Source organism: Streptomyces sp. NPDC029674 (genome assembly GCF_044903205.1).
GTDB lineage: Bacteria > Actinomycetota > Actinomycetes > Streptomycetales > Streptomycetaceae > Streptomyces.
The window spans coordinates 109,063-133,017 of sequence record NZ_JBJDPY010000009.1 but is presented as its reverse complement, the minus strand read 5'-3'; the positions used below and the strand labels follow the sequence as shown (position 1 = coordinate 133,017).

The 23,955-nt window shown below is 70.9% G+C and carries 23 protein-coding genes and 2 tRNA genes; 11 read left to right on the top strand and 14 right to left on the bottom strand.

What is annotated here, in order from left to right:
• Positions 1-7 precede the first annotated feature (7 nt).
• The 6 genes from ACI2L3_RS22525 to ACI2L3_RS22500 form a co-directional block, all read right to left on the bottom strand.
• Positions 8-1,267 carry an HD-GYP domain-containing protein gene (locus ACI2L3_RS22525; protein WP_404754162.1) on the bottom strand — a complete coding sequence of 420 codons (1,260 nt, stop codon included), beginning with the start codon at positions 1,265-1,267 and terminating at the stop codon, positions 8-10.
• On the bottom strand, positions 1,264-2,610 hold the full coding sequence (locus ACI2L3_RS22520) for an HD-GYP domain-containing protein (protein WP_404754161.1): 1,347 nt from the start codon (positions 2,608-2,610) through the stop codon (positions 1,264-1,266). The genes ACI2L3_RS22525 and ACI2L3_RS22520 overlap by 4 nt, the downstream gene beginning before the upstream one ends.
• 165 nt (positions 2,611-2,775) lie before the next feature.
• The gene (rsrA, locus tag ACI2L3_RS22515; protein ID WP_404754160.1) at positions 2,776-3,084 is read right to left on the bottom strand and encodes a mycothiol system anti-sigma-R factor; all 309 of its coding nucleotides are present in this window, start codon (positions 3,082-3,084) and stop codon (positions 2,776-2,778) included.
• The gene (locus tag ACI2L3_RS22510) at positions 3,081-3,764 is read right to left on the bottom strand and encodes a sigma-70 family RNA polymerase sigma factor (protein WP_404754159.1); all 684 of its coding nucleotides are present in this window, start codon (positions 3,762-3,764) and stop codon (positions 3,081-3,083) included. Before ACI2L3_RS22510 ends, rsrA begins: the two co-directional genes overlap by 4 nt.
• A gap of 231 nt (positions 3,765-3,995) precedes the next feature.
• Entirely contained in the window at positions 3,996-4,634 is a 639-nt protein-coding gene (locus ACI2L3_RS22505; protein ID WP_404754158.1) for an alpha/beta family hydrolase, read from the bottom strand.
• 1 nt (position 4,635) lies between these two features.
• Entirely contained in the window at positions 4,636-5,457 is an 822-nt protein-coding gene (locus tag ACI2L3_RS22500; RefSeq protein WP_404754157.1) for an SOS response-associated peptidase, read from the bottom strand.
• Between the two features lie 101 nt (positions 5,458-5,558).
• Between ACI2L3_RS22500 and ACI2L3_RS22495 the strand changes: the two genes are divergently transcribed.
• From ACI2L3_RS22495 to ACI2L3_RS22480, 4 genes are all read left to right on the top strand, one after another.
• On the top strand, positions 5,559-6,293 hold the full coding sequence (locus ACI2L3_RS22495) for a M50 family metallopeptidase (RefSeq protein WP_404754156.1): 735 nt from the start codon (positions 5,559-5,561) through the stop codon (positions 6,291-6,293).
• A gap of 92 nt (positions 6,294-6,385) precedes the next feature.
• Positions 6,386-7,735 carry a 3-phosphoshikimate 1-carboxyvinyltransferase gene (gene aroA, locus ACI2L3_RS22490; protein ID WP_404754155.1) on the top strand — a complete coding sequence of 450 codons (1,350 nt, stop codon included), beginning with the start codon at positions 6,386-6,388 and terminating at the stop codon, positions 7,733-7,735.
• 16 nt (positions 7,736-7,751) lie between these two features.
• On the top strand, positions 7,752-8,762 hold the full coding sequence (gene rsgA, locus ACI2L3_RS22485; protein WP_404754154.1) for a ribosome small subunit-dependent GTPase A: 1,011 nt from the start codon (positions 7,752-7,754) through the stop codon (positions 8,760-8,762).
• 121 nt (positions 8,763-8,883) lie between these two features.
• Entirely contained in the window at positions 8,884-9,207 is a 324-nt protein-coding gene (locus ACI2L3_RS22480) for a multidrug efflux SMR transporter (protein ID WP_362996345.1), read from the top strand.
• 15 nt (positions 9,208-9,222) lie between these two features.
• Here the strand turns inward: ACI2L3_RS22480 and ACI2L3_RS22475 are convergent, their stop codons facing one another.
• Complete coding sequence (locus ACI2L3_RS22475; protein WP_404754153.1) at positions 9,223-9,828, bottom strand: TetR/AcrR family transcriptional regulator; 606 nt, start codon at positions 9,826-9,828, stop codon at positions 9,223-9,225.
• A gap of 159 nt (positions 9,829-9,987) precedes the next feature.
• Here ACI2L3_RS22475 and hisN point away from each other — a divergent pair, with 159 nt between their 5' ends.
• A complete protein-coding gene (gene hisN, locus ACI2L3_RS22470) occupies positions 9,988-10,788 on the top strand; it encodes a histidinol-phosphatase (protein ID WP_404754152.1) in 801 nt (266 codons plus the stop codon).
• A gap of 200 nt (positions 10,789-10,988) precedes the next feature.
• Positions 10,989-11,396 (top strand): cyclic nucleotide-binding/CBS domain-containing protein, encoded by a 408-nt coding sequence (locus ACI2L3_RS22465; protein WP_404754151.1) that lies wholly within the window; start codon positions 10,989-10,991, stop codon positions 11,394-11,396.
• Between the two features lie 66 nt (positions 11,397-11,462).
• Here the strand turns inward: ACI2L3_RS22465 and ACI2L3_RS22460 are convergent, their stop codons facing one another.
• Positions 11,463-12,932 carry a catalase gene (locus ACI2L3_RS22460; protein WP_404754150.1) on the bottom strand — a complete coding sequence of 490 codons (1,470 nt, stop codon included), beginning with the start codon at positions 12,930-12,932 and terminating at the stop codon, positions 11,463-11,465.
• Positions 12,933-13,071: 139 nt separating this feature from the next.
• Between ACI2L3_RS22460 and ACI2L3_RS22455 the strand changes: the two genes are divergently transcribed.
• The 4 genes from ACI2L3_RS22455 to ACI2L3_RS22440 all read left to right on the top strand — a co-directional run bounded on the left by ACI2L3_RS22455 (position 13,072) and on the right by ACI2L3_RS22440 (position 16,426).
• On the top strand, positions 13,072-13,488 hold the full coding sequence (locus ACI2L3_RS22455) for a Fur family transcriptional regulator (RefSeq protein WP_404754149.1): 417 nt from the start codon (positions 13,072-13,074) through the stop codon (positions 13,486-13,488).
• Between the two features lie 156 nt (positions 13,489-13,644).
• Positions 13,645-14,421 (top strand): ABC transporter ATP-binding protein, encoded by a 777-nt coding sequence (locus ACI2L3_RS22450; RefSeq protein WP_404754148.1) that lies wholly within the window; start codon positions 13,645-13,647, stop codon positions 14,419-14,421.
• A complete protein-coding gene (locus ACI2L3_RS22445) occupies positions 14,418-15,290 on the top strand; it encodes an ABC transporter permease (protein WP_404754147.1) in 873 nt (290 codons plus the stop codon). The genes ACI2L3_RS22450 and ACI2L3_RS22445 overlap by 4 nt, the downstream gene beginning before the upstream one ends.
• Positions 15,287-16,426 (top strand): ABC transporter substrate-binding protein, encoded by a 1,140-nt coding sequence (locus ACI2L3_RS22440; protein WP_404754146.1) that lies wholly within the window; start codon positions 15,287-15,289, stop codon positions 16,424-16,426. Before ACI2L3_RS22445 ends, ACI2L3_RS22440 begins: the two co-directional genes overlap by 4 nt.
• 54 nt (positions 16,427-16,480) lie before the next feature.
• Here ACI2L3_RS22440 and ACI2L3_RS22435 read toward each other — a convergent pair.
• From ACI2L3_RS22435 to ACI2L3_RS22420, 4 genes are all read right to left on the bottom strand, one after another.
• A tRNA-Met gene (locus ACI2L3_RS22435) sits at positions 16,481-16,554 on the bottom strand.
• Between the two features lie 116 nt (positions 16,555-16,670).
• Positions 16,671-18,464: a sel1 repeat family protein gene (locus tag ACI2L3_RS22430; RefSeq protein WP_404754145.1), complete on the bottom strand. Its 1,794-nt coding sequence runs from the start codon at positions 18,462-18,464 to the stop codon at positions 16,671-16,673.
• 233 nt (positions 18,465-18,697) lie between these two features.
• A tRNA-Met gene (locus tag ACI2L3_RS22425) sits at positions 18,698-18,771 on the bottom strand.
• 50 nt (positions 18,772-18,821) lie between these two features.
• Positions 18,822-21,749: a UPF0182 family protein gene (locus tag ACI2L3_RS22420; RefSeq protein ID WP_404754384.1), complete on the bottom strand. Its 2,928-nt coding sequence runs from the start codon at positions 21,747-21,749 to the stop codon at positions 18,822-18,824.
• 159 nt (positions 21,750-21,908) lie between these two features.
• Here ACI2L3_RS22420 and ACI2L3_RS22415 point away from each other — a divergent pair, with 159 nt between their 5' ends.
• On the top strand, positions 21,909-22,448 hold the full coding sequence (locus ACI2L3_RS22415; protein ID WP_362996365.1) for a PPA1309 family protein: 540 nt from the start codon (positions 21,909-21,911) through the stop codon (positions 22,446-22,448).
• Positions 22,449-22,529: 81 nt separating this feature from the next.
• Here the strand turns inward: ACI2L3_RS22415 and ACI2L3_RS22410 are convergent, their stop codons facing one another.
• Together ACI2L3_RS22410 and ACI2L3_RS22405 are read right to left on the bottom strand one after the other, a co-directional pair.
• A complete protein-coding gene (locus ACI2L3_RS22410) occupies positions 22,530-23,621 on the bottom strand; it encodes a PDZ domain-containing protein (RefSeq protein ID WP_404754144.1) in 1,092 nt (363 codons plus the stop codon).
• Between the two features lie 60 nt (positions 23,622-23,681).
• Positions 23,682-23,852: a hypothetical protein gene (locus ACI2L3_RS22405; RefSeq protein WP_404754143.1), complete on the bottom strand. Its 171-nt coding sequence runs from the start codon at positions 23,850-23,852 to the stop codon at positions 23,682-23,684.
• Positions 23,853-23,955: the final 103 nt, after the last annotated feature.

The following is a 23,955-nucleotide window of genomic DNA, read 5'->3' as shown; positions in this document are numbered from 1 at the left end:
CCATGGGTTACCCAGCCGCACGCGAGGTAAGACCGTCCCTGGAAAGGACCCGGGCCAGCGACTCCACGACCTCCGGCTGGTAGTCGTGGCCCGTGGCCAGGCGCAGCCTCTCCAGGGCGTGCAGCGGGCCGCCCAGCGCCCCCGATGGTCCTTCTCCCCGCGCCATCTCGTCGTACGCGTTCGCGGTCCGCACAATACGTGCCGTGAGGGGCTGCTCGCGGTACGGATCCGCCTGCCGCTCCACGACGACGGCGACGGCGGCGTCCACCCCCGTCTGCCGGACGACGGCGCCGCCGAGCAGGGCTATTCGGCGCTGTTCCGCCTCGGAGAGCGTGGCGGTGGCGCCCGCCGGGACGGGGTCGACGAGGGACAACTGGCCGATGTCGTGCATGAGCGCCGCGTGCTCCAGGACGGTGAGATCGGACTCGGAGAGGCCGAGGTCCCGCCCCACGGCCCGGCTCAGGCCCGCCACCCGGTGGGCGTGGCCCTGCGGGGTGTATCCGGCGATCTCGGTGGCCCTGGCCAGGGAGGCCATGGTCTGCCGGTAGGTCGCCCGCACCGCCGCGTACCGCCGGAAGGAGAGCTGGGTGAGCAGCAGCGGCAGGCTGAAGACGGGCAGCGCCCACAGGCCGGCCACGGCCACCGCGAGCGCCATGACGGCACCGGTCGCGCAGACGGCGGAGCCGATGCCGGGCATCGCCCGCAGCTCCTCCCGAAGGAGCGGCCCGAACGGCCAGCGGGTGCGGGCGTGCGCCGTCACGGCGGCGAGGACGGCGTCGCAGAGCGCGGTGAGGGCGAGCAGGGCGACGATGACGAGCGCGAAGTACGGGCCGTGCCCCACCCACTCCGCCAACTTGCCGGAGTTGTAGAGAGGTTGGAAGCAGGCGGCGGCGAACCCGACGGTCAGCACCCGCCGCGCCAGATGGTCCAGCGTGGGCCCGCGGCCGAGCGCCACGTTCGGCACCGCTCCGACGAGGGCCGCCGCGACGACCACGGTGATCACCTGGAGCACCCCGTGGTGCGTGGGCTGCCCGGCGCTCTCGCCGAGCAGGGCGTACGCGAGCGCCCCCGCGGCGCCCAGCGGCGCGGGCTCCCGGTCCTCCCCGCTCCCCCACCGGGCCAGCTCCCCGAGGGCGATCAGCACCCCGAAGGCGAGGGCGGCCCGGCCTTCGGCGATGCCGTACCAGAGGGTCCAGGCGAGGGAGACCGCGGCGAGCAGCCCGGCCAGACAGGTGACGGTCGGGGGCAGCCGGGACGCGGCGCTCACCGTGCCACCGGACGGGACACGGCGGGCGCGGGCAGTCCGGGCCCCGGTGGCACGCCGGCGCCTTGGTCGGGCACGTCCGCGGTGACCTCGGGGTGCCAGCCGTGCCGGTCCAGGGCCCTCGCCAGCGCCCCGACCATCTCGGGGTCGAACTGGGCCCCGGCGCACCGGGTGAGCTCGGCGACGGCCGCCTCGACGGGCCGGGCCCGGCGGTAGGACCGGGTGGACGTCATGGCGTCGAAGGCGTCGGCCACCGCCACCACCCGCGCGCACTCGGGGATCTGCGGCCCGGCGAGCCCGTACGGGTATCCGCTGCCGTCGATCCGTTCGTGGTGGTGCAGGATCGCCGCCCGCGCCTCCCCGAGGAAGCCGATGCCGCGCACCATCTCGTGCCCGTACTCGGGGTGCAGTTCGATGACGCGCCGCTCCTCCGGCGTCAGCGGCCCGTCCTTCCGCAACAGCCGGGTGGGCACCCCGAGTTTGCCGACGTCGTGCAGGATTCCGGCGAACCGCAGGACCTCGACGCGTTCGTCGTCCATGCCCAGCTCGCGGGCGATCATCACGGAGGCGCGGCCGACCCGCTCGCTGTGGCCGCGGGTGTACTTGTCCTTGATGTCGACGGCCTGGACGAGCGCGCGGATGGTGGCCTGGTGGGCGGCGCGCTCGCGGTGGTACTGCGCGAAGACCCAGCAGGAGACGCCCATCGGGAGCAGCACGAGCAGCGCGGCGGGCGGCCCGTACGGGCTGGTCCAGAGCACCGCCATCATCAGCCCGGCCAGGCCGTGCACGGTGACGGGCGCGAGGGAGCGCGGGAAGAGCCCGCGCCAGGCGGTGCGCGCGGGAACGCGCTCGGCGGTGACGAGGACGCCGCCGTCGAGCACCGTGAGCACCGCGGAGAACGCGAGCACGGCGGCTCCGGCGGGCCCGAGCACGTACGGGAAGTCGGGCGCGGCAGTGGCGGCGGGGCCGTCCAGCGCCCCGTACACCCCCGCCGACACCCAGGCGGCCAGCGCGAGTTGCGCGGCGCGCCAGAGGCGGCGCACCCCGCGGGGGTGCCGGTCGACGCGGGCGAGCAGCGCGCCGGGGACCGCGACGAGCGCGGCGGCCGACGGCGGCAGCAGGAAGACTCCGGCGAGCAGTACGGGGAAGAAGGTGCCGAGGCCGCGGGGGGCGCGGCGGCCGACGAAGCGGCATCGGGTGAGTTGCTCGCACCCGGCGTAGAGGAACGCGAGGAGCGCGACGGCCGGCCACGAGGGGCGCTGACCCACGGCGGGTACGGCGCAGGCCACGCCTGCCAGGGCGACGCACAGGATGTAGACGCGGGCCCGCACCGGCACCGACCGCATGGAGGTCTCCTCCCCGTTTCCGGTCCGGAGACTAGAACGGCGCTCACCCGGCCAGCGCCCGGCTGCCGGTAATTAGCACGTTCGAGTGACGGGAGAGGAGAGCGGGGCCCGAGACCGGACCCCGCGTGTTCAGGCCGCTGTGCAGGCCTGCCGTTCAGGCCGCTGTCAGGCCTCCGAAGGGGCCGCGTCCTGAGTGATGTCCTGCTCGGGGACGGCCTGCCCGGAGCGGATGAGGTCGATGCGCCCCATGACCTTGGCCCGCAGGTCGACGGGGACGTCGTCCTGGCCGCAGCAGCGCTTCACCAGCTTCTTCACGGCCTGCTCGAGGCCGTACTTCTCCAGGCACGGAGAGCACTCTTCGAAGTGCGTCTCGAACTTGGTGCAGTCGCTGTCCGGCATCTCGTGGTCGAGGAACTCATAGAGATGGTCCAGGACTTCACTGCAGTCAGTCTCGTGCGGCTCTCCGCAGCTCATGAGCCTGAGCCTTTCGTTCCGTTCGACTCCCCGGCACCTGCCGGGACGAGCCCGCGCTCACGGGCGTAGTCCTCCAGCATGCCGCGCAGTTGGCGGCGGCCCCGGTGCAGTCGGGACATCACCGTACCGATGGGTGTCCCCATAATGTCCGCGATCTCCTTGTACGCAAAGCCCTCTACGTCGGCCAGATAGACGGCGATGCGGAATTCCTCGGGGATCGCCTGCAGCGCGGACTTCACGTCCGAGTCCGGCAGATGGTCGAGGGCCTGCGACTCGGCGGAGCGCAGACCGGTGGACATGTGCGACTCGGCGCGCGCGAGCTGCCAGTCCTCGATCTCCTCGGCGGCGCTGCGCTGGGGCTCGCGCTGCTTCTTGCGGTACGAGTTGATGAAGGTGTTGGTGAGGATGCGGTACAGCCACGCCTTGAGGTTGGTGCCCTCGCGGAACTGGTGGAACGACGCGTACGCCTTGGCGTAGGTCTCCTGCACCAGGTCCTCCGCGTCCGCCGGGTTGCGCGTCATGCGCAGCGCCGCCGAGTACATCTGGTCGAGGAACGTCAGGGCGTCCCGCTCGAAGCGGGCCGTGCGCTCCGCGGCCGTCTCGGACCTCTCCGAATTCTCTCGGGGCTGCTCCGCCTGACCGTTCTCGGTCCCTGCGTCGGTCCCAGTGACCGGACCCACCTCCTCCAACGACGTGACGAGGCCGAAAGCAGCCCCACTCGAATCGGAGGATAGACGACGACCCGGTCCCCGCGCCGCCCGAATAGATGCGGTTTTGGGTGCGCTCAGCACCGTCCACTCCAGGTCAGAGGCGCTGGAGCGGTTCGGGCAGATGGTCGAACCCATGCGGCGGACTCCCTCTCGTACGAACAGCTACCGACGGCGTTCACCGTCTGTCCGCAACAACAGAGGTCACCCGCCCAGCATTCCCGCCCAGCGGGTGACGCCGTCCGTGATGCGCTTCACTGCCTCGTCCTGCCCGATGTCCGCCCGCTTGGGCACGGCGAACCCGTGGTCTCCGTAGGGGACTTCCACCAGCTCGTACGGCCCTTCGGGGAACTCCGCGGGCTTCCCGAAGGGGTCGTTGCCGCCCTGCACGACGAGGGTGGGCACGCCGGCGCCGAGGAGCTCGTCGGCGCGGGACTTCTCAGGCTTGCCCGGGGGATGCAGGGGGAAGCTGAGGGCGAGCACGGCGGCGGCGCCCAGCTCCGTGGCGGTGCGGCAGGCCACGCGCGCGCCCGCGCTGCGGCCTCCCGAGATCACCGGCAGCCCCTTCTTCTCCAGCGTGGGCCAGATGCCGCGCCACCCCACGTCCAGCGTCTTCGGCGCGGGCGCCAGCTTCTTGCCCGCGACGCGCCAGGGCTGCTCCACGAGGGCGACGGTCACGCCGTGCGCGGGCAGGACGGCGGCGAGGGCCTGGAGGTCGCGGGCCTCGATGCCGCCGCCGGCGCCGTGGCTGACGGCCAGTACGAACCGGGCCTTCTTCGTCGCCGGACGCCACGTGATGCGTGCCTCACCGGCATCGGTCTGGATGATCTCGCTCTGGGTCACGTCAGAAGAGTGTGCCCTCTTCGGGTCCTTCGAGCTCCTTCAGCAGCTCCGGTCCGTTGTTGCGTACGTTGCTGACCGCCGTGGAGACCGGGTAGGCCCGCATCAGGCCGTGCGGCGGCGGCTCCAGGAGGGTGCGGAGCTCGTCGACGTCCGTGCGGGACGGGTCCAGCCAGGCGTCCCAGCGGTCCGGCGTGAGCATCAGCGGCATGCGCGGGTGGATGTCCGCGAGCGAGCGCGGGCCCTCCTCGGGGGCGACGGCGAGGGGCGCGGTCTCCGCCTCCGTGGTGATCACCGTGCACGTCACCCACCAGGCCAGGGGATGCTCGTCGGGCAGGGTCTTGTCCCGCCAGAACTCGTAGAGCCCCGCCATGGCGAAGACCGAGCCGTCGGCGGGCGTCACGAAGTAGGGCTGCTTGCGCGGCCGCTTCTTCTTGCCCTCGACCTCCAGCTGCCGCTCCTCGGGCGCGGTCACCCACTCGTAATAGCCGTCGGCGGGGACGACGCAGCGGCGGGAGGCGAAGGCGCGGCGATAGGACGGCTTCTCGTGGACGGTCTCCGCGCGCGCGTTGATCATCCGGGCGCCGCCCTCGGGCGTCTTGGACCAGGAGGGCACGAGGCCCCACTTCAGGGTGCGCAGCTGGCGAACCGGACGCGGGTCCTCGGCGTCTTTCAGGGGACGGTCGAGGACGGCGTAGACCTCCTTCGTAGGAGCCACGTTGAAATCGGGGACGAACTCCTCCTGGGGCTCCTCCTCCCACTTCTCGATCTCAAAGGTCGCCGCGAGATCCTCGGGCCTACGACTGGATGCAAACCGTCCGCACATACGTGCCAGACTGCCAGGCCCGCCCGTCGCCCGACCACCACCCCTCAACGATGCGCTCCGCGCAGCACCAGCCTGATCGACCAGAGGAGCCGGTCCCAGCAATGGCCATAGGAATCGAAACCGCCGCCGACGCCGGCCTGACCGACCTCTGGGACCGCGTCTTCGGCACCCAGGCGGCTCCCGAGCAGTGGCTGGTGATCGCGACGGGCCTCGTCGCCCTGGCCGTCGTCGGCCCGCACGGCATATGGCGCCTGGCCCGCAACGCCATCACCATCGCGCACGAGGGCGGCCACGGCCTCGTCGCCCTGCTCACCGGGCGCCGCCTCGACGGCATCCGGCTGCACTCCGACACCTCGGGCCTGACCGTCTCGCGCGGCAGGCCCACCGGCCTCGGCATGATCCTCACCGCGGCGGCGGGCTACACCGCGCCGCCGCTGCTCGGCCTGGGCGGCGCGGCGCTGCTCGCGTCGGGGCGCATCACGGCGTTCCTGTGGATCGCGACCGCGCTGCTCGTCGTGATGCTGGTGATGATCCGCAACGCGTACGGAGCGCTGACCGTGATCCTCACCGGCGGCACCTTCCTGCTCGTGTCCTGGCTGGCGAACACCGACGTACAGGCGGCGTTCGCGTACGCGGTGGTGTGGTTCCTGCTCCTGGGAGGCGTACGCCCCGCCTTCGAGCTGCAGTCCAAGCGCAGGCGCGGGGGCGCGGGCGACTCGGACGCGGACCAGCTGTCGCGGCTCACGCACGTCCCCGCGGGCCTGTGGCTCTTCCTCTTCCACGCCGTCTCGCTCTGTTCCCTGATGGGCGGCGGGCGCTGGCTGGTCGACGTGTGAGCGGTCCGGGCTTCTACCACTTCTCTGTTTCGCCTGGATTTCACCACATTTGATCAAGATTCCCGGTCACCCGCAGCCACTAAAGTGAGGGCATGACCGAAACCCCGGCGAACACCGCCCTCTGGCCCGCCCCGCACGCAAGCGGAGCCGTCACCGCGACGGTCCACGTCCCCGGTTCGAAGTCGGTCACCAACCGCGCGTTGGTCCTGGCCTCGCTGGCCGCGGAGCCGGGCTGGCTGCGCCGTCCGCTGCGCTCCCGCGACACCCTGCTGATGGCGGGCGCGCTGCGCGCCATGGGCGTCGGCATCGAGGAGACCGTGTCGTCGAGCTCGTCCGTCGCGGGCGGCAAGGAGACCTCCGGCGAGGCGTGGCGCGTGATCCCCTCGGGTCTGCACGGCCCGGCCACGGTCGACGTCGGCAACGCCGGCACGGTCATGCGCTTCCTGCCCCCGGTCGCCACCCTCGCCGACGGTCCGATCCGGTTCGACGGCGACCCCCGTTCGTACGAGCGTCCGCTGCACGGTGTCATCGACGCCCTGCGCGCCCTCGGCGCCCGCATCGACGACGCCTCGCAGGGCAGCCCGGGCGCGCTGCCGCTGACCGTGCACGGCGGCGGTGCCCTGGAGGGCGGCCGGGTCGAGATCGACGCCTCGTCGTCCTCGCAGTTCGTCAGCGCCCTGCTGCTCTCGGGCCCGCGCTTCAACCAGGGCGTGGAGGTCCGGCACGTGGGCGGCGCGCTGCCGTCGATGCCGCACATCCGGATGACCGTCGACATGCTCCGCGCCGTCGGCGCGCAGGTGGACACCCCCGAGGCGGGCGGCGAGCCGAACGTGTGGCGGGTCGCCCCCGGCGCCCTCCTCGGCCGTGACCTGACCATCGAGCCCGACCTGTCGAACGCCCAGCCGTTCCTCGCCGCTGCCCTGGTCACCGGTGGCACGGTCACCGTCCCGGACTGGCCGTCCCGCACCACGCAGCCCGGCGACGCGCTGCGCGAGATCTTCACGGAGATGGGCGGCTCCTGCGAGCTGACCGAGCAGGGCCTGGTCTTCACCGGCTCCGGCTCGATCCACGGCATCGACGTGGACCTGAGCGAGGTCGGCGAGCTCACCCCCGGCATCGCGGCGGTCGCGGCGCTCGCCGACTCCCCCTCGACGCTGCGCGGCGTCGCCCACCTGCGCCTGCACGAGACGGACCGCCTGGCCGCGCTCACCAAGGAGATCAACGAACTGGGCGGCGACGTCACCGAGACCGCCGACGGCCTGCACATCCGGCCGCGCCGGCTGCACGGCGGCATCTTCCACACGTACGACGACCACCGCATGGCGACCGCGGGCGCGATCATCGGCCTCGCGGTGGACGGCGTACAGATCGAGAACGTCGCGACGACGGCGAAGACCCTCCCGGACTTCCCCGACCTCTGGACCGGGATGCTCGGGAACTGACGGGCGGAACGAGAACATGCGCCGCTACGGCAAGAACCCCGACGAGGACGACATCCGCGTCCGCCCCAACCGCAAGGGCAACCGCCCCCGCACCCACATCAGGCCCAAGCACGAGGACGCGGCCGAGGGCATGGTCCTCACCGTCGACCGGGGGCGGCTCACCGTCCTGGTCGACGACCGGATCGTGATGGCGATGAAGGCCCGCGAGCTGGGCCGCAAGGCCGCCGTCGTGGGCGACCGGGTCGCAGTGGTCGGGGACCTGTCCGGCAAGAAGGACACGCTCGCGCGGATCGTCCGGATCGCCGAGCGCACCTCCGTCCTGCGGCGCACCGCCGACGACGACGACCCGTACGAGCGGGTGGTCGTCGCCAACGCCGACCAGCTCGCCATCGTCACCGCCCTCGCCGACCCCGAACCGCGTCCGCGGCTGATCGACCGGTGCGTCGTGGCGGCGTACGACGGCGGCCTGGAGCCCATCCTCGTCCTCACCAAGTCGGACCTGGCCTCCGCCGACAAGCTCCTGGAGACGTACTCCACGCTCGACATCCCTTACGTGGTCACCAGCCGCGAGGAGTTCACCGACGGCGCGGAGCTCGCGCGGGTCCACGAACTGCTCGACGGCAAGGTCACCGCCTTCGTGGGGCACTCCGGAGTGGGCAAGACGACGCTCGTCAACGCGCTCGTCCCGGAGGAGCGGCGGCGTACGACCGGGCACGTCAACGCGGTCACGGGCCGCGGCAGGCACACCACGACGTCCGCGCTCGCGCTGCCGCTCGCGGACGTGGGCGGCTGGGTGATCGACACGCCGGGCGTGCGGTCGTTCGGTCTCAACCACGTCGACCCGTCCCGCGTCATCCTCGCCTTCCCCGACCTGGAGCCGGGGACGGCGGACTGTCCGCGCGGCTGCAGCCACGACGAGAAGGACTGCGCCCTGGACGCGTGGGTGGCCGCCGGGCACGCGGACCCGCAGCGCCTCTACTCACTGCGCAGGCTTCTCGCGACACGGGAGCGGCGGGACGACGACTGACCTCCCCGTTGTTTGCGCCACGCGGGCGAAGGTAAATGCATAATCGCGCATAGTCGCGCGGAGTCGGATTCCAGCCGGGCGAAGCGGCCGCACATCGTGGACGAGTACGGGAGGCATGGACATGGCGTGGCTGCTGGTCATCGTCGCCGGGATTCTCGAGACCGGCTTCGCGGTCTGTCTCAAGCTGTCGCACGGCTTCACCAGGCTCTGGCCCACGATCGCGTTCGCCTGCTTCGCCCTCGGCAGCTTCGGTCTGCTGACCCTGGCGCTGAAGAAGCTGGACGTGGGGCCCGCGTACGCGGTCTGGACGGGCATCGGCGCCGCCGGCACCGCCATCTACGGCATGATCTTCCTCGACGACCTGGTCTCCACGCTCAAGATCGTCTCGATCTCCTTCGTCATCATCGGCGTGATCGGCCTCCAGCTCTCCGGTTCGGCCCACTAGGGCCTACGCCTCGCCCTACTTGGTGCTCACCCAGCGCCCTATGGCCCCGCGGACCAGTTCCGCGGGGTCGTCGTCGTTCCCGGCCGGCGCGACGACGTAGGACAGGGCGAGGCGGACGGCGCTCTCGCAGGCGCGGGCGAGTTCGGGGTCGCGGACCCGGCCCCGGCCGCCGAGCGCGAGGACGGCCCGGTCCCGCACGTGCGCGAGCAGCTCCGGGGCGCTGGGCACCCCCGCGTCCGCGCGGCGCTGGGCCGGCACCGACGAGGTGGAGCCGGCCGCCCGGCCCGGCGCGGGCAGCCGCTCGCTCCAGCAGCCGGTGAGCGCGGCCCGCACGAGCGCGTTGGCGCGGGCGGCGCCGACCGTCCACGCGGCCACCGCGGCGAGCCGGTCGGCGGGTTCGCGCTCCTCGGCGAGCGCCCGCTCGACGCCGTGCAGATAGCCGTCCGTCTCGCGCCGCAGCAGGGCGCGGGCCAGGCCGTCCTTGCTGCCGAACTCGTTGTAGAGGGTCTGCCGGGACACCCCGGCGGTGGCCGCGACGTCGACCATGCGGACGCCGGGCCACGGCCGCCGTGCGAGCGCCGTGTACGCCGCGTCGAGTAAGGACTCCCGTGCTGCGGGCATCGTCGCCTCCCCGGGCCCAGGGCCGGACAGGCCCATAGGGGCTCCCGTGCCAGAGTTGACGCGCTCGGCAGCACTGTCAATAGCTCCGGCGCAAGCGCCGTGAAGCGCCTCGGACCCGGCGCTGTGGATCGTGCCGAACGAGATCGATACTGTTCATCCATGCCCGACTACCACGATGATCTGCGTCTCGCCCACGTCCTCGCGGACGCCGCCGACGCCCAGACCATGGCCCGGTTCAAGGCTCTCGACCTGAAGGTCGAGACCAAGCCGGACATGACGCCGGTGAGCGAGGCCGACAAGGCCGCCGAGGAGCTGATCCGTGGCAACCTCCAGCGGGCCAGGCCGCGCGACGCGATCCTCGGCGAGGAGTACGGCGTCGAGGGCACGGGCCCGCGCCGCTGGGTGATCGACCCGATCGACGGGACGAAGAACTACGTACGCGGTGTTCCGGTGTGGGCCACCCTGATCTCCCTGATGGAGGCGGGCGAGGGCGGCTACCAGCCGGTGGTCGGCGTCGTCTCCGCGCCCGCGCTCGGCCGCCGCTGGTGGGCGGCGAAGGGCGGCGGCGCGTACACGGGCCGCTCCCTCACCTCGGCGACCCGCCTGCACGTCTCCAAGGTCTCGCGGCTCTCGGACGCCTCGTTCGCGTACTCCTCGCTCTCCGGGTGGGAGGAGCAGAGCCGTCTCGACGGCTTCATGGACCTCACGCGCGCGGTCTGGCGCACGCGCGGATACGGCGACTTCTGGCCGTACATGATGGTCGCCGAGGGGTCGGTCGACCTCTGCGCGGAGCCGGAGCTCTCACTCTGGGACATGGCGGCGACCGCGATCGTGGTGACGGAGGCGGGCGGCACCTTCACCGGCCTCGACGGCAGGCCGGGCCCGCACAGCGGCAACGCGGCCGCGTCGAACGGCCTGCTCCACGACGAGCTGCTCGGCTATCTCAACCAGCGCTACTGAGTCGGACCGAACCAGCGCTACTGAGCCGGACCGACCGGCCCGAACTGACCGCGCACGCCCCCTTGCTCGCCCCCGGCATGGCTGCGACTCTGAGAATCCCCCCACTTGTGAACTTGTGAATCCGTTCTCCAAGCCGGTGGCGGAGGCAATCCTTCGCCCACCGGGAGACCTCGGTTTCACCAAGGAGGTGGCTCACGCCCATGCTCGTCCGCGACGCCATGAGCTCGATGGTCCTCACCATCGGCCCCGCCCACACACTCCGCCAGGCCGCCCACCTGATGGCGGCCCGCCGCGTCGGCGCGGCCGTCGTCCTGGACCCCGACACCTGTGGCCTCGGCATTCTCACCGAGCGGGACATCCTCATCTCCCTGGGCCTCGGCCAGGACCCGGACCAGGAGGTCGCCGGCACGCACACGACCACGGAGATCGTCTTCGCCTGCCCCTCGTGGACCCTGGAGGACGCCGCGGACGCCATGTCGCACGGCGGCTTCCGGCACCTGGTCGTCATGGACGGGAACGAGCCGACCGGGATCGTCTCGGTCCGCGACATCATCCGCTGCTGGGCACCGGACAGGCGCGCGGCGGCCACCGCCACGATGGCGGGCTGAACGCGGCGGCGGGCCGGCCCCCGTGAGGGAACCGGCCCGCCGCTCTCCTACGACAAGTGGTGCTGGTCAGCCGCGCAGGGCCTGGACCGCGGCTTCCAGCCGCTTGCCGAAGTCACCGTCGGCCTGACGGAAGTTGTCGATCGCGCGCTCCGCGATGTCGTCGCGCGAGACCTTGGAGATGAAGCCCGCCAGGTTGTCGATCAGGCGGCCCTTCTCGTCCTCGGACATCAGGCGGTAGAGGTTCCCCGCCTGCACGAAGTCGTTGTCCTCTGCGTGCTTGGCCGGCTCGTAATTGCCGGTGCCGCCCGCGAGCGGGACGGACTGCCACAGCGGCCGGTCCGTCTGGAACGGGCCGCCGAAGCTGTTCGGCTCGTAGTTCTTCGCGCCCTTGTGGCGGCCGTCGTACAGGAAGCCGTCACGGGAGTGGGTGCGCGCCTCGGTGGCGTGCGGGCGGTTCACCGGCAGGTGGTCGGCGTTGATGCCGACGCGGTAGCGGTGGGCGTCGCCGTACGCGAAGAGACGGCCCTGGAGCATCTTGTCCGGGGACGGGCCGATGCCCGGCACGAAGTGCGCGGGGCTGAAGATGGCCTGCTCGACCTCGGCGAAGACGTTCTCCGGGTTGCGGTTGAGCTCCAGCTTGCCGATCTCGATCGGCGGGTAGTCCGCGTGCGGCCACACCTTCGTGAGGTCGAACGGGTTGAAGCGGTAGTTCGCCGCGTCGGCCGCCGGCATGATCTGCACCTGCACGGTCCAGGACGGGAAGTCGCCGCGCTCGATGGCCTCGCGCAGGTCGCGCTGGTGGGAGTCGGGGTCCTGGCCCGCGAGGATCTCCGCCTCCTGGGCGGTGAGGTTCTTGATCCCCTGGTCGGTCTTGAAGTGGTACTTGACCCAGAAGACCTCACCGGCCTCGTTGTTCCACTGGAACGTGTGCGAGCCGAAGCCGTCCATGTGACGGTACGAGGCGGGGATGCCGCGGTCTCCGAAGAGCCAGGTCACCTGGTGGGTGGACTCCGGAGAGAGGCCCCAGAAGTCCCAGACGTTGTCCGCCTCCTGCGAGCCCGTGTAGGGGTCCCGCTTCTGGGTGTGGATGAAGTCGGGGAACTTGATGGCGTCCCGGATGAAGAAGACCGGGGTGTTGTTGCCGACGAGGTCGTAGTTGCCCTCTTCGGTGTAGAACTTCAGCGCCCAGCCGCGCGGGTCGCGCACGGCGTCGGCCGAGCCGAGGCTGCCGGCCACGGTGGAGAACCGCAGGAAGGTCTCGGTCTCCTTGCCGACCTCGGAGAGGAACTTCGCACGCGTCCACTGCGAGACGTCCCGGGTCAGCGTGAAGGTGCCGTACGCGCCGGCGCCGCGGGCGTGCACGATCCGCTCCGGGATCCGCTCACGGTTGAAGTGGGCGAGCTTCTCCAGGAGCAGCTGGTCCTGGACCAGAACCGGACCGCCGACGCCCGCGGTCTCGCTGTTCTGGTTGTCGGCGACCGGCGCCCCGGCCTCTGTGGTGAGCGGTCCCTGCGTCACGTGCGCCTCCTGCGTCATTCCTGCCAGTCCTGTCCGTCGGCCCTGTCCCTTGGCGTTTGCCGTACTCGATCCTACGATGGACTTTGTCTAAGTCAAGCGACAATCCAAAGTCACACCCGTTCGGGACTGAGGTCCCCCGCCTGTTAGGCTGGCCTGTATGAGTGACCTGTTGGAACGACTGCGCGGACGCGGTTGGCGCATGACGGCGCAGCGGCGCGTCGTGGCCGAGGTCCTCGACGGGGACCACGTCCACCTCACGGCGGACGAGGTGCACGCCCGCGCCACGGACAAGCTGCCCGAGATCTCCCGGGCCACCGTCTACAACACCCTGGGCGAGCTGGTGACCCTCGGCGAGATCCTCGAAGTCTCGACCGACCGCCGCGCCAAGCGGTACGACCCGAACGCGCACCGGCCCCACCAGCACCTGGTCTGCGCCCGCTGCGGCGCGATCCGCGACGTCCACCCCACGGGCAACCCCCTCGCCAGCCTCCCCGACTCGGAACGCTTCGGCTTCACGGTCGAGGACGTGGAGGTCACGTACCGGGGCGTCTGCCCCAGCTGCGCGGCGGCGTAGCGCTTTTCCGTACGACTCCGAAGGCCCCCGGCAGCGCATGACGCCGGGGGCCTTCGCCGTGCGCACCACGGTCGGTGCCGACCTCTTCCAGTATCTGACTGATCGTCATATTCTCTGCGGCGCCCGACATCCGCCCGCCCTCCGCGAGGAGAAGCCGTGGAAGATCCGCACCCCAAGCTCCGCGCCCGCGCGGTGACCAGAACCTTCGGCCGATCCGCCGGCGCCGTGCACGCGCTTGGCCCCATGGACCTCGACATGGCCCCCGGCGAGTTCACCTGCGTGGTCGGCCCTTCCGGCTGCGGGAAGTCGACCCTCCTCCGCATCGCCGCCGGCCTCCTGCGCCCCAGCTCCGGCGAGCTGAGCATCCGCTCGGCGGCCCGGCGCCCCGTCGCGATGATCTTCCAGGACTACGGCATCCACGACTGGAAGACCGTCCGGGCCAACGTCAGGTTCGGCCTGGACATCCAGAAGGTCCCCCGCCGCGAGGCCGACGCCCGCGCCACGGACTGGCTGACCCGCATGGGCCTCGCCGACTTCGCCGACGCCTACCCCGCGGCCCTCTCCGGCGGCATGCGCCAGCGCGTGGCGATCGCCCGCGCCCTGGCTGTGGAGCCCGAGATCCTCCTGATGGATGAGCCCTTCGCCGCCCTTGACGCCCAGCTCCGCGTCATCCTCCAGGATGAGCTGCTCGCCCTCACCCAGACCACCCGCACGACCACCCTGTTCATCACCCACAGCCTTGAAGAGGCGATCGTCCTGGGCGACCGCGTCCTCGTGATGTCGGCGCGACCGGGCCGCGTCATCGCCGAGCGCCGTCCGCCGTTCCCGCGCCCGCGCGGCGGAGAGGTCCGCGCGGCACCCGAGTTCACGGCGCTGAAGAGCGAGCTGTGGGAGCTGCTGCGGGACGAGGTCGGCACGGAGGCCGCGGCATGACGACCACCACCGACAAGAGCCCCGCCCCTCCAGAGAACACCCTGGTCAGGAGGCCGGGCCCGCAGGAGCTGCACCCCGTCCGCACCCATCGCCGCCGCCGCGCCCTGGAACTCTCGCTCGCCGCGGGGGTGCCCCTCGCCCTGCTCCTGCTGTGGCAGCTGGCCGCCGTCTCGGGCTGGATCGACGACCGCGTCTACCCGGCGCCGCAGACCATCCTGGAGGACGGCTGGCGGCGCGCCGCCGACGGGGAGCTGTGGCCGGACGTGTGGGCCACACTGAAGCGCGTGCTCGCCGGGTACGCGATCGGCACGGTCGCCGGGTACGCGCTGGGGCTCCTGATGGGCTCGCTCTCCGTCGTACGAGCCGCACTGGAGCCCACGCTCGACGCCCTGTACGTCGTGCCGAAGCTGGCGCTCCTCCCCGTCTTCCTCAACATGTTCGGGCTGGGCGAGGGCCCGCAGATCGCGCTCGTCGCCACCACGGTCTTCTTCTTCGTCTGGATCTCGACGATGGCGGCGGTCCTCGCCGTGCCGTCCGGACACCGCGACGCGGGCCAGGTCTTCGGCGCCTCGCCCTGGCAGATGTTCCGCCACATACTGCTGCCCGCGTCCCTGCCCGCCGTCCTGGTCGGCGCGCGGATCGCCGCGGGCGTCGCCGTCCTGGTGATCGTCGCCTCGGAGCAGATCGCCGCGGCGGACGGCCTCGGCCACCTCATCTTCGACTCGCGCGCGCTCTTCCAGAACGACGTGATGTTCGTCGGCATCGTCTGCGTCGCCGTACTCGGCGTCGTCTTCTCCGAACTGGTGCGCATCGCGGGGCGGCTGCTCACCCCTTGGGCACCGCGCGACCGCGGCCGGAGCCAGTCGTGACGCGCCTGCGCACCACCGCGCTCGCGCTGCTCGTGGCAGGCTCGCTGGCCGCCGCGTCGGGCTGCGCGAAGAACGACGACGGCGAGGAGACCGCCGCGCCCACCGGGCCGCGCGAGGTGCGCCCGGTATCCGGCTGCGGCAAGGGCAGCTGGACCGACCCCGCCGACCTGTCCCCGGACCGCAAGCCGGCCCGGTGCGCCCCGAACACCCCTGCGCCGAAACCACTCCCTGAGGAGCGCAGGCTGACGATCGCGACCGGAACCCTGAGCGCCGAATACGTCGCGCCCCTCCAAATGGCGATTGAGAAGGGCGAGTTCAAGAAGGAGGGCCTGAACGTCGGCCTGAAGGTGCTGCCCACCCCCGACGCGCTCCCCCTCCTCGCCAAGGGCGACATCGACGCCCAGTGGGCGGCTCCGGAAGCGGCCGTGATGAACGGCATCACCAGCGGTTTCGACATCAAGTGGACGGCCGGCAACTTCTCCCCCGACGCCCGTTCGAAGAGTGGCCTGTGGGTACGGCTGAAGGAGAACGAGTCCGCGGACCGGGTTCCCATGGCCGGCCGCAAGCTCGGCACGATGATCGGCAAGGGGTCCGTCATCGCGTATCCCATGAACAAGGCCCTGAAGAAGCACGGCGGCGGCCTCGACAAGATCCGGTTCCAGCAGCTGGGCTCGGCGGACGTCCTCACCGCCCTCCAGAACGGCGGCACCGACTCGGCCTGGCTGCTCGACCCGGTCTGGCGCAAGGTCGACGGCGACGAGCGGTACGCGTTCCTGGGCGGCCAGCCCCGGGGCGAACCGCTGGGCGGCCTCCTCTTCGGCCCGAACCTCCTCAAGAAGGACCCGGACGCGGGCGTCGCCCTGCTGCGCGCGTACATCCGGACGGTGAACACGTACTTCGCGGGTGACTACAAGACCGACAAGGCGTTCGCGTCGAAGCTCGCCGAGCTCCTCGAGACGGACGAGGAGGTCCTGCTCTCCACGCCGCCCCTCCGCATGGACTGGGAGATCCGTGCGGGCACGACGGACCGGCTCCAGGACGCGTACCGCGCGGCGGGCGTCTCGGAGGGCGAGAAGGTGCCGGAGGGGAAGGCGGTGAACCGCGAGCTGTACGAGGAGGCGGTGGGGCACCGATAGCGGAACACGCCGAAGGCCCGGAACCATGATCTGGTTCCGGGCCTTCGGTTTCAGTAGCGGGGACAGGATTTGAACCTGCGACCTCTGGGTTATGAGCCCAGCGAGCTACCGAGCTGCTCCACCCCGCGTCGGTAAACACAACAGTACGTCAACGCTACGACCAGCGCAAATCTGTTCTGCCGACCCCTGACGCGGGCGGGGGCAGCCCGCCCATTCACAGCCCCCGCGAGGCCCCCGGGGCGACCTACGCGGTGAGCTCCTGCCGCAGCGCCTCACGCAGCCGCCCAGCGCGCTCGGCGACCTCCGCGGGGCCGAGGTCCACCGCCCGCGAGGCCCACCGCTGGCCCTGCGCCAGCTGCCCGCGGCGGGCGTAGAGCAGGGCGAGGCGGAGCGCCGCGCGGCCGTGGCCCGCGTCGGCGGCCCGTGTCCACCACAGGGCGGCCTCCGGCTCGCTGCCCTCGCGGGCCAGGAGCAGCCCGAGGTTGAACGCGCCGTTCCGGCTGCCGGCCTCCGCCGCCTTGCGGTACCACTTGGCGGCCTCGACGACGTCGCCCCGGCCCGAGGCGAGCATGCCGACCCGGACCTGGGCACGGCGGTGGCCCTGCTGGGCGGCCCGCTCGTACCACTCCTCGCACTCGGTCTTCTCCGCGGCGGGCTCGCCGAGCGCCGGCGGACCCGCCGGGGGTCGACGCGCGTCAAGCAGCATCCCGAGCCGGTATGCCGCCTCGGCACTGCCGCCTCCCGCCGCGCACCGCAGGTGCCGCTCGGCCTCCTGGTCGTCGCCCTCGCGCAGCCGCGCGGTGCCGACCTGGAGCGCGGCGTCGGTGTGCCCGGCGGCGGCCGCGCGCTCGTACCAGCGCAGGGCGGCGTCCTCGTCGTCCCGGCTGGCGTACAGGATCCCGAGGTTGAACGCGGCGTCGACGCTGCCCGCCTCCGCGGCCTTGGAGAACCACGGCTCGGCCCCGGCCGCGTCGCCGCCCTGGAGCAGCAGCACGGCGAGCGCGTTGGCCGCCTCGCGGTGTCCGGCGTACGCGGCACGGCGGTACCACTGGTCGGCGTGCGCGGTGCGGCCCTGCTCGGCGCAGAGCAGCCCGAGGTTGTACGCGCCGTTCACATCGCCCGCGTCCATGGCGGCGCGGTACCAGCGCTCGGCGGTCTGCGTCTCGCCCCGCTCGGCGTGCAGCGCGCCCAGCGCGTTCGCGGCGTTCCCGTCGCCGTCCTGGGCGGCCTTGAGCCACCACACGGCGGCGCTCTCCTCGTCGCCCGCGTCCCGCAGCAGGAAGCCGAGGGCGCAGGCCGCTCTGGCCTCCCCGTCCTTGGCGGAGTTGAGGTACCAGCGGCCCGCTTCCTTCAGCTCGCCGCGGCGCTCCAGGATCGAGCCGAGGTGCAGCGCGGCGCGCCGGTGGCCGCGGGCGGCCGCCTGGCGGTACCACTGCTCGGCCTCGTCGGCGGGCGTACGCGCGGCGCCGTCGGCGTGCTCCGTGTCGGCCCGCCGGTCGAGCGCGCGCGCCAGACGGTACGCGGCCTCCCGGTGACCGCGCTCGGCCGCGACCCGCAGCCAGCGCTCGGCACCGACGTCACCGCGGTGCTCCAGGAGGTCCGCGAGCGCGTACGCCCCGAGGGTGTGGCCCTGCTCGGCGGACTGGCGCAGCCAGTACTCGGCGGCGGGCTCGTCGCCGCGCTCGCGGTGGTGCCGGCCGAGCGCGTGCGCGGCCGCGGCGGAACCGGCGACGGCGGCGACCCGCCACCAGCCGGCCGCCTCGTCGGCGTATCCGCGCTGGTGGAGGAGGACTCCGAGGTTGTTGGCGGCGGCACGGTCGCCCTCGGCGGTGGCCGCGCGCAGCAGAGATTCGGCCCCGTCGAGATCACCGCGGCGCAGCAGAAGACTTCCGAGAACGCTCATCGCGTCCACGTCGCCGGCCTCGGCGGCCAGCCGGTGGCGCATCTCCTCCGCGGCCGCCCCGGGATCCTCCCGGTCGGCCGGCTGCACAAACCGCCCTGTCTCCAACAGAGTTGCCTTGTCCCCCATAACGTCCATCGTCGCACCACCTGCAACCTGGGTACACCTGGTATACCGCAGCCAGTGAGGTCACTTCAGCGTTTTGTCGACATGCCCACAGAGAGATAAGTCAAACACAGATCTCCCAACTCTCCCCCTACGTGGCAGCGTTCGCATGTCTTGGCATAGGACACCCGCACACGACGCGCACCGGCAGCGGGCACACACGACGAAGGCCCGGATCCGTAAGGATCCGGGCCTTCACCTTGCAGTAGCGGGGACAGGATTTGAACCTGCGACCTCTGGGTTATGAGCCCAGCGAGCTACCGAGCTGCTCCACCCCGCGCCGTTGTGATGAAACCGTACCACGGCGCGAGGTGGCCTCTTGACCACTCACTACTCGGTCTTCTCGGACTCCGGCTTCTCCGCGTCACGGCCCTTGTCGGCGGCCTTGTCGTCCTTCTCCTTGGCCTTCGCCGAGGCCTCCTCGGCCCGCTCCAGAGCCTCCTGGAGCCGGTCCTGCGCCTCGCCGTACGCCTTCCAGTCGTTCTCCTTCATGGCGGTCTCGCCGTCCTCGAAGGCCTTCTGGGCGTCGTCGAGCGCGTCCTGGACCGTCGGGTCGCTCGTCTTCGGCGGCTTGGTCGGCTCGTCGCCGTCCGAGTCCTCGGCCGGTGGCTTGGTGCCGCCTTCCGTACTGAAGACCTGGTTGAGGCCGTCGCTGAGGGAGTCCGCGAAGACGGTCTCCGTGCCGTACGACACGGCGACCTTCTTCAGGAGGGGGTACGCCGAATTGCGTCCCTGTACGTAGACGGGCTCGACGTACAGGAAGCCGTCGTCCAGTGGCACGGTCAGCAGATTGCCGTAGAGGATGTCGGAGTCGGCGCCCTTCATGTCACGGACGAACGTACCGACCTCCTTCATGGAGTTCAGCTTGTTCTGCACCTGTTCCGGTCCGTCGACGTCGCCCCGGACTCTGAGCAGCTGCATCTTGCCGTAGTTCTGGCTTCTGGCGTCGGCGTCGACCGTCATGAAGGCCCGCAGGTTGGGCCGCTCACTCGGGGTGAACGTCGTCGTCAGGGAGAACTGCTGCTGCGTCTGGCCCGGCGACTTCAAGGACAGGTAGTACGGCGGGACCGCGCTGTCGTCCTTCTTCGTCGGGTCGTTCGGCACCTGCCAGGCGTCACTCGCGTTGTAGAACTGGCCGGGGTCCGTGACGTGGTACTTCGTCAGCAGTTCGCGCTGGACCTTGAAGATGTCCTGCGGGTAGCGCAGGTGGTCCATCAGCTTCGGCGGGATCTCGCTCTTGTCCTTGACGGTGTCCGGGAACGCCTTCTTCCAGGTCTTGAGGACCGGGTCCTCTTCGTCCCAGGTGTAGAGCTTGACGTCGCCGGTGTACGCGTCGACGGTCGCCTTCACCGAGTTCCGGATGTAGTTGACCTGGTTCTGCTGGGCGATCACCGTGCGCTGGCTGTCGGCCTGCGACAGGGAGTCGGCGGTGGTGTCACCGAGCGTCGTCCGCGAGGCGTACGGATAGCCGTTGCTGGTCGTGTAGGCGTCGACGACCCACTGGATGCGGCCGTCGACGACCGTCGGGTAGACGTCGCCGTCGATGGTCAGCCACGGGGCCACGGCCTCCACGCGCTCCTTCGGAGTGCGGTTGTAGAGGATCCGCGAACCGTCGCCGATGGCTCCGGAATAGAGGATCTGCGGCTCTCCGAAGGACACCGCGTACGCCGCGCGGTTGATCGGGTTGGAGAGGTTGACGCCGCTGTCGCCCTTGTAGCTGTAGGTCTTCTGACCGCCGCTGTCCTCTTCGTAGTCGAGCTCCTTCTGGGGCCCGCCCACGATCGAGTACTGCGACGTCTTCTCGCCGTAGTAGATCCGCTGCTCGTACTCGCCGAGGGTGCCGCTGGTGGGCAGGCCGGACTCGGTGAACGCCGGGGCGCCCTTGGAGCCGGGCTTGGTCTCCGTGCCCTTGGCGGCGACCACTCCGTAGCCGTGCGTGTAGGCGAAGTGGTCGTTGATCCAGTTCCGCTTGTCGAGCTTGTTCACGTTCAGCTCGCGCAGGCCGACGATGGTGTCCTGGCCGTTGTAGCGGTCCACGTCCAGCGTCTTCGGGAACTGGTAGTAGCTGCGCTCCTGCTCCAGCTGCTGGAACGTCGGCGAGACGATGTTCGGGTCGTTCAGCCGGTAGTTGGCCGCCGTGTCCGCGTCGGCGCGCTTCTTCTTGGCGTCCTCGTCGACCTTGCCCGCGCCCTTGTAGTCCTCGGGCTTCACACCGCTGATGCCGTAGGCGTGCCGGGTGGCCTCGATGTTCTTCTCGATGTACGGCGCTTCCTTGGCCTGCTCGTTCGGCTGGACCTGGAACTTCTGGACGATCGCGGGGTAGAGACCGCCGATGAGGATCGCCGAGAGCACCATCAGGCCGAAGCCGATGACCGGCAGCTGCCAGGTGCGCCGCCACAGCGTGGCGAAGAAGAGGACGGCGCAGATGACGGCGATGCAGAACAGGATCGTCTTCGCCGGCAGGTACGCGTTCGCGTCGACGTACTTGAGGCCGGTCCAGTTGTCCGTCGCCTTGAAGTCACTGGACTTCACCGCGAGGCCGTACCGGTCGAGCCAGTACGCGATGGCCTTGAGCGACACGAACACCCCGAGCAGCACCGAGAGGTGACCGGTGGCCGCGGCGGTGGCGCGCGCGCCGGGGCTGGTGATCCGCAGCCCGCCGTACAGGTAGTGCGTCAGGGCGGCGGCGACCAGGGAGAGCACCGTGGCCGCGAAGCCGAAGCCCAGCAGGAAGCGGTACCAGGGCAGGTCGAACGCGAAGAAGGACACGTCCATGTGGAACTGCGGGTCCTTCTGGCCGAAGGACACGCCGTTGACCCACAGGAGCCAGGTGCGCCACTGCCCCGCGGCGGACGCGCCCGCGATCAGCCCCACCAGGGCGGTCACCCCGATGAGCAGCCACTTCTTGTAGGGGGCGATGCCCATGCGGTACCGGTCGAGGCTCTGCTGCTCCATCGACATGGCACTCAGCGGCGGGCGCAGCCGGTGCGCCAGCCAGATGTTCACGCCCACCGCGGCCGCCATGAGGAGGCCGAAGACGAAGAACAGGCCGATCTTGGTCCACAGGGTCGTCGCGAAGACCGATGAGTAATTGACCGAGCGGTACCACAACCAGTCCGTCCAGAACCCCGAGAACATGACGAAGGCCATGGCCAGTACGGCAAGGACCCCCAACGTCATGAGCAGGGTCCGGACACGCCGGGAGGGTCGGCCCACTCTGATCCGTGGCCCGGTCGGGCCTCCGCCGCGGTCCGGCATCTGGAAAGCCAAGGTGCGCACCTCGAAGTTCGCTGTTGATTCGGTGTTGATTCGCTGTTGGTCCGTCAGGCCCCGGAGATCGTGGAGCCACACCTATGCAACTTACCTACGCTTTACTCGGTTCCCGTTTCTCGGGACTAACGAGGCAGGATTGTGACCATGTCCAACACTCCCATGGCAGCGAGCCCCCTCACCCGGGCGGTACTCGAGATCGACGAGTACGTATCCGGCCTCGGCTGGGACCGGCCCGCCCGCCTCTTCGCGCTGGTCGACACGGCGCGACTGCGCACCCAAGAACCCGGCCTGGCCTCCCAGCTCGGCCTCGACGACGGCGTGGAGCACGCCGGCCTGACCCCCATCGAGCAGGAGGAGATCCCCGCGGACAAGCCGCTGGACGAATTCCTCGGCACCATCGCCTGGCCGGACGCGGTGGCCGGCTGCGCCCTCACGGTGGAGCGCCTCATGCTGCCGCCGTCCGCCGAGGCGTCCGTCCCAGACGGTCTCGGTGAGGCGCAGCTCGCGAAGTGGGTGGCCGAGCACCCGGACCGTCAGGAGGTCCGGATGACGGTCGCGGTGCTCCGTGACGGTGCGCGCGAATCCGCGCTGCGGCTGCGCGAGAAGGACTCGCCGACCGAGGTCCTCACCGGCTCGGACCTGGTGCCCGGCCTGGCGGAGGCCCTCGCGGCGACGTTCGCGTAGCGGCGGGTCAAAGTTCCGTTCTGTACGCGGGTGGGGGCGCCCCGCCCGCGTACAGCTGTCTCAGGCCCCGAAAGACACGCCCTAGCTCGTGGTGCACTTCGGCAGGCCGTCGGTGTCGCCCTTGCGGATCTTCTCCAGGGACTTCACGGCGTCGGCGATGGTGTCCACCTTGACGAGCGTGAGGCCGTCCGGGACGTCCTCCGCGGCGGCCGAGCAGTTGCCCTTCGGGGTGAGGAAGTACTCGGCGCCCTTGTCGCGCGCGCCGACGGTCTTCATCTCGATGCCGCCGATCGGGCCGACCTTGCCGTTGTCCTCGATGGTGCCGGTGCCGGCCACGAAGTTGCCGCCGGTGAGGTCGTCCGGGGTCAGCTTGTCGACGATGCCGAGGGCGAACATGAGGCCCGCGCTGGGACCGCCCACGTCGGCCAGCTTGATGTCGATCGTGAACGGGAAGGTGTGGTCGGTGCCCGCCTTGATGCCGACGACCGCGCGGTCGGCGTCGTCCTCCGCGCCCTTCGTCGTGATCTTGATGTCCTCGGTCTCGGTCGGCGCCTTGCCCGCCTTCTCCGCGGCTGCCGCAACCTTGACCGGGACGACGGTGAACGTGACGGTGTCGCCGGGCTTGTGGTCGGTGACGAGCTTCGCGACGTCCGTCATCTCCTTGACGGGCTTGCCGTCCACCTTGCGGATGACGTCGCCCGCGTGCAGCTTGCCCTCCGCCGGGTCGCCCTTGAAGACGGTGGAGACGATCACCTGGGACTTCACCGGGATGTCGAGCTGCCGCAGCGCCGCGACCTTCGCGCTCTCCTGGGACTGGCTGAATTCCTCGGCGTTCTCCTGCGAGGACTGCTGCTCGGTCTTGCCGTCCGGGTAGAGCGTGTCGTGCGGCACCACGATGTTGTCGTGTGCCAGCCAGCCGTAGACGGCCTCCGCGAGGTTCATGTTGTAGTCGGCGCTGGTGACCCTGACCGTCGTCATGTTGAGGTTGCCGGTCGTGGGGTGGGTCTTGTGTCCGGAGATCTGCAGCACCGGTTCGCCGTCGTGGTCGCCGAGGGTGTTCACCGTGGGCCCGGGAGACATCTCCGAGTACGGCACTTTGATGAGCACTCCGGCGCAGAGAAGCGCGATCAGCATCAAGGTGGAGGCGAGCATCGTCGCGGTGCGGCGTGGCATGGAACGACAGTACGGGACCTGCCTGTGAGGGCACCCCCGGGGCCGGTCCGTACGGGGATCTCAGGACCCGGTGCGGGACTTCTCCATCGCCTCGCGGAAGGCCGCGTAGCCGTTGAGCTCGTGGGTGTCACCTGTGCGGCCGGACTTGCGGGCGCGGGCGGCCCAGCTGGCCCACAGCCCCGCACCGATGGCCGCCAGGAGCGGAATCAGCAACCAGGCAAGTGATGCCATGTCGACCTCCCGACCCCGTGAGCCACCGCAACTGACTGATCAGCAGATTAACCATCCGCATGGTCAACGCTCACGGCAGGGGTCGGGTTACGCAACCGGAACA

Bases quoted from the DNA above. Each gene is read 5' to 3' on its own strand.
- ACI2L3_RS22520 (WP_404754161.1), bottom strand. From the start codon at position 2,610: ATGCGGTCGGTGCCGGTGCGGGCCCGCGTCTACATCCTGTGCGTCGCC.
- rsrA (WP_404754160.1), bottom strand. From the start codon at position 3,084: ATGAGCTGCGGAGAGCCGCACGAGACTGACTGCAGTGAAGTCCTGGAC.
- ACI2L3_RS22500 (WP_404754157.1), bottom strand. From the start codon at position 5,457: ATGTGCGGACGGTTTGCATCCAGTCGTAGGCCCGAGGATCTCGCGGCG.
- ACI2L3_RS22495 (WP_404754156.1), top strand. From the start codon at position 5,559: ATGGCCATAGGAATCGAAACCGCCGCCGACGCCGGCCTGACCGACCTC.
- aroA (WP_404754155.1), top strand. From the start codon at position 6,386: ATGACCGAAACCCCGGCGAACACCGCCCTCTGGCCCGCCCCGCACGCA.
- rsgA (WP_404754154.1), top strand. From the start codon at position 7,752: ATGCGCCGCTACGGCAAGAACCCCGACGAGGACGACATCCGCGTCCGC.
- ACI2L3_RS22480 (WP_362996345.1), top strand. From the start codon at position 8,884: ATGGCGTGGCTGCTGGTCATCGTCGCCGGGATTCTCGAGACCGGCTTC.
- ACI2L3_RS22475 (WP_404754153.1), bottom strand. From the start codon at position 9,828: ATGCCCGCAGCACGGGAGTCCTTACTCGACGCGGCGTACACGGCGCTC.
- hisN (WP_404754152.1), top strand. From the start codon at position 9,988: ATGCCCGACTACCACGATGATCTGCGTCTCGCCCACGTCCTCGCGGAC.
- ACI2L3_RS22465 (WP_404754151.1), top strand. From the start codon at position 10,989: ATGCTCGTCCGCGACGCCATGAGCTCGATGGTCCTCACCATCGGCCCC.
- ACI2L3_RS22460 (WP_404754150.1), bottom strand. From the start codon at position 12,932: ATGACGCAGGAGGCGCACGTGACGCAGGGACCGCTCACCACAGAGGCC.
- ACI2L3_RS22455 (WP_404754149.1), top strand. From the start codon at position 13,072: ATGAGTGACCTGTTGGAACGACTGCGCGGACGCGGTTGGCGCATGACG.
- ACI2L3_RS22445 (WP_404754147.1), top strand. From the start codon at position 14,418: ATGACGACCACCACCGACAAGAGCCCCGCCCCTCCAGAGAACACCCTG.
- ACI2L3_RS22430 (WP_404754145.1), bottom strand. From the start codon at position 18,464: ATGGACGTTATGGGGGACAAGGCAACTCTGTTGGAGACAGGGCGGTTT.
- ACI2L3_RS22420 (WP_404754384.1), bottom strand. From the start codon at position 21,749: ATGCCGGACCGCGGCGGAGGCCCGACCGGGCCACGGATCAGAGTGGGC.
- ACI2L3_RS22415 (WP_362996365.1), top strand. From the start codon at position 21,909: ATGTCCAACACTCCCATGGCAGCGAGCCCCCTCACCCGGGCGGTACTC.
- ACI2L3_RS22410 (WP_404754144.1), bottom strand. From the start codon at position 23,621: ATGCCACGCCGCACCGCGACGATGCTCGCCTCCACCTTGATGCTGATC.
- ACI2L3_RS22405 (WP_404754143.1), bottom strand. From the start codon at position 23,852: ATGGCATCACTTGCCTGGTTGCTGATTCCGCTCCTGGCGGCCATCGGT.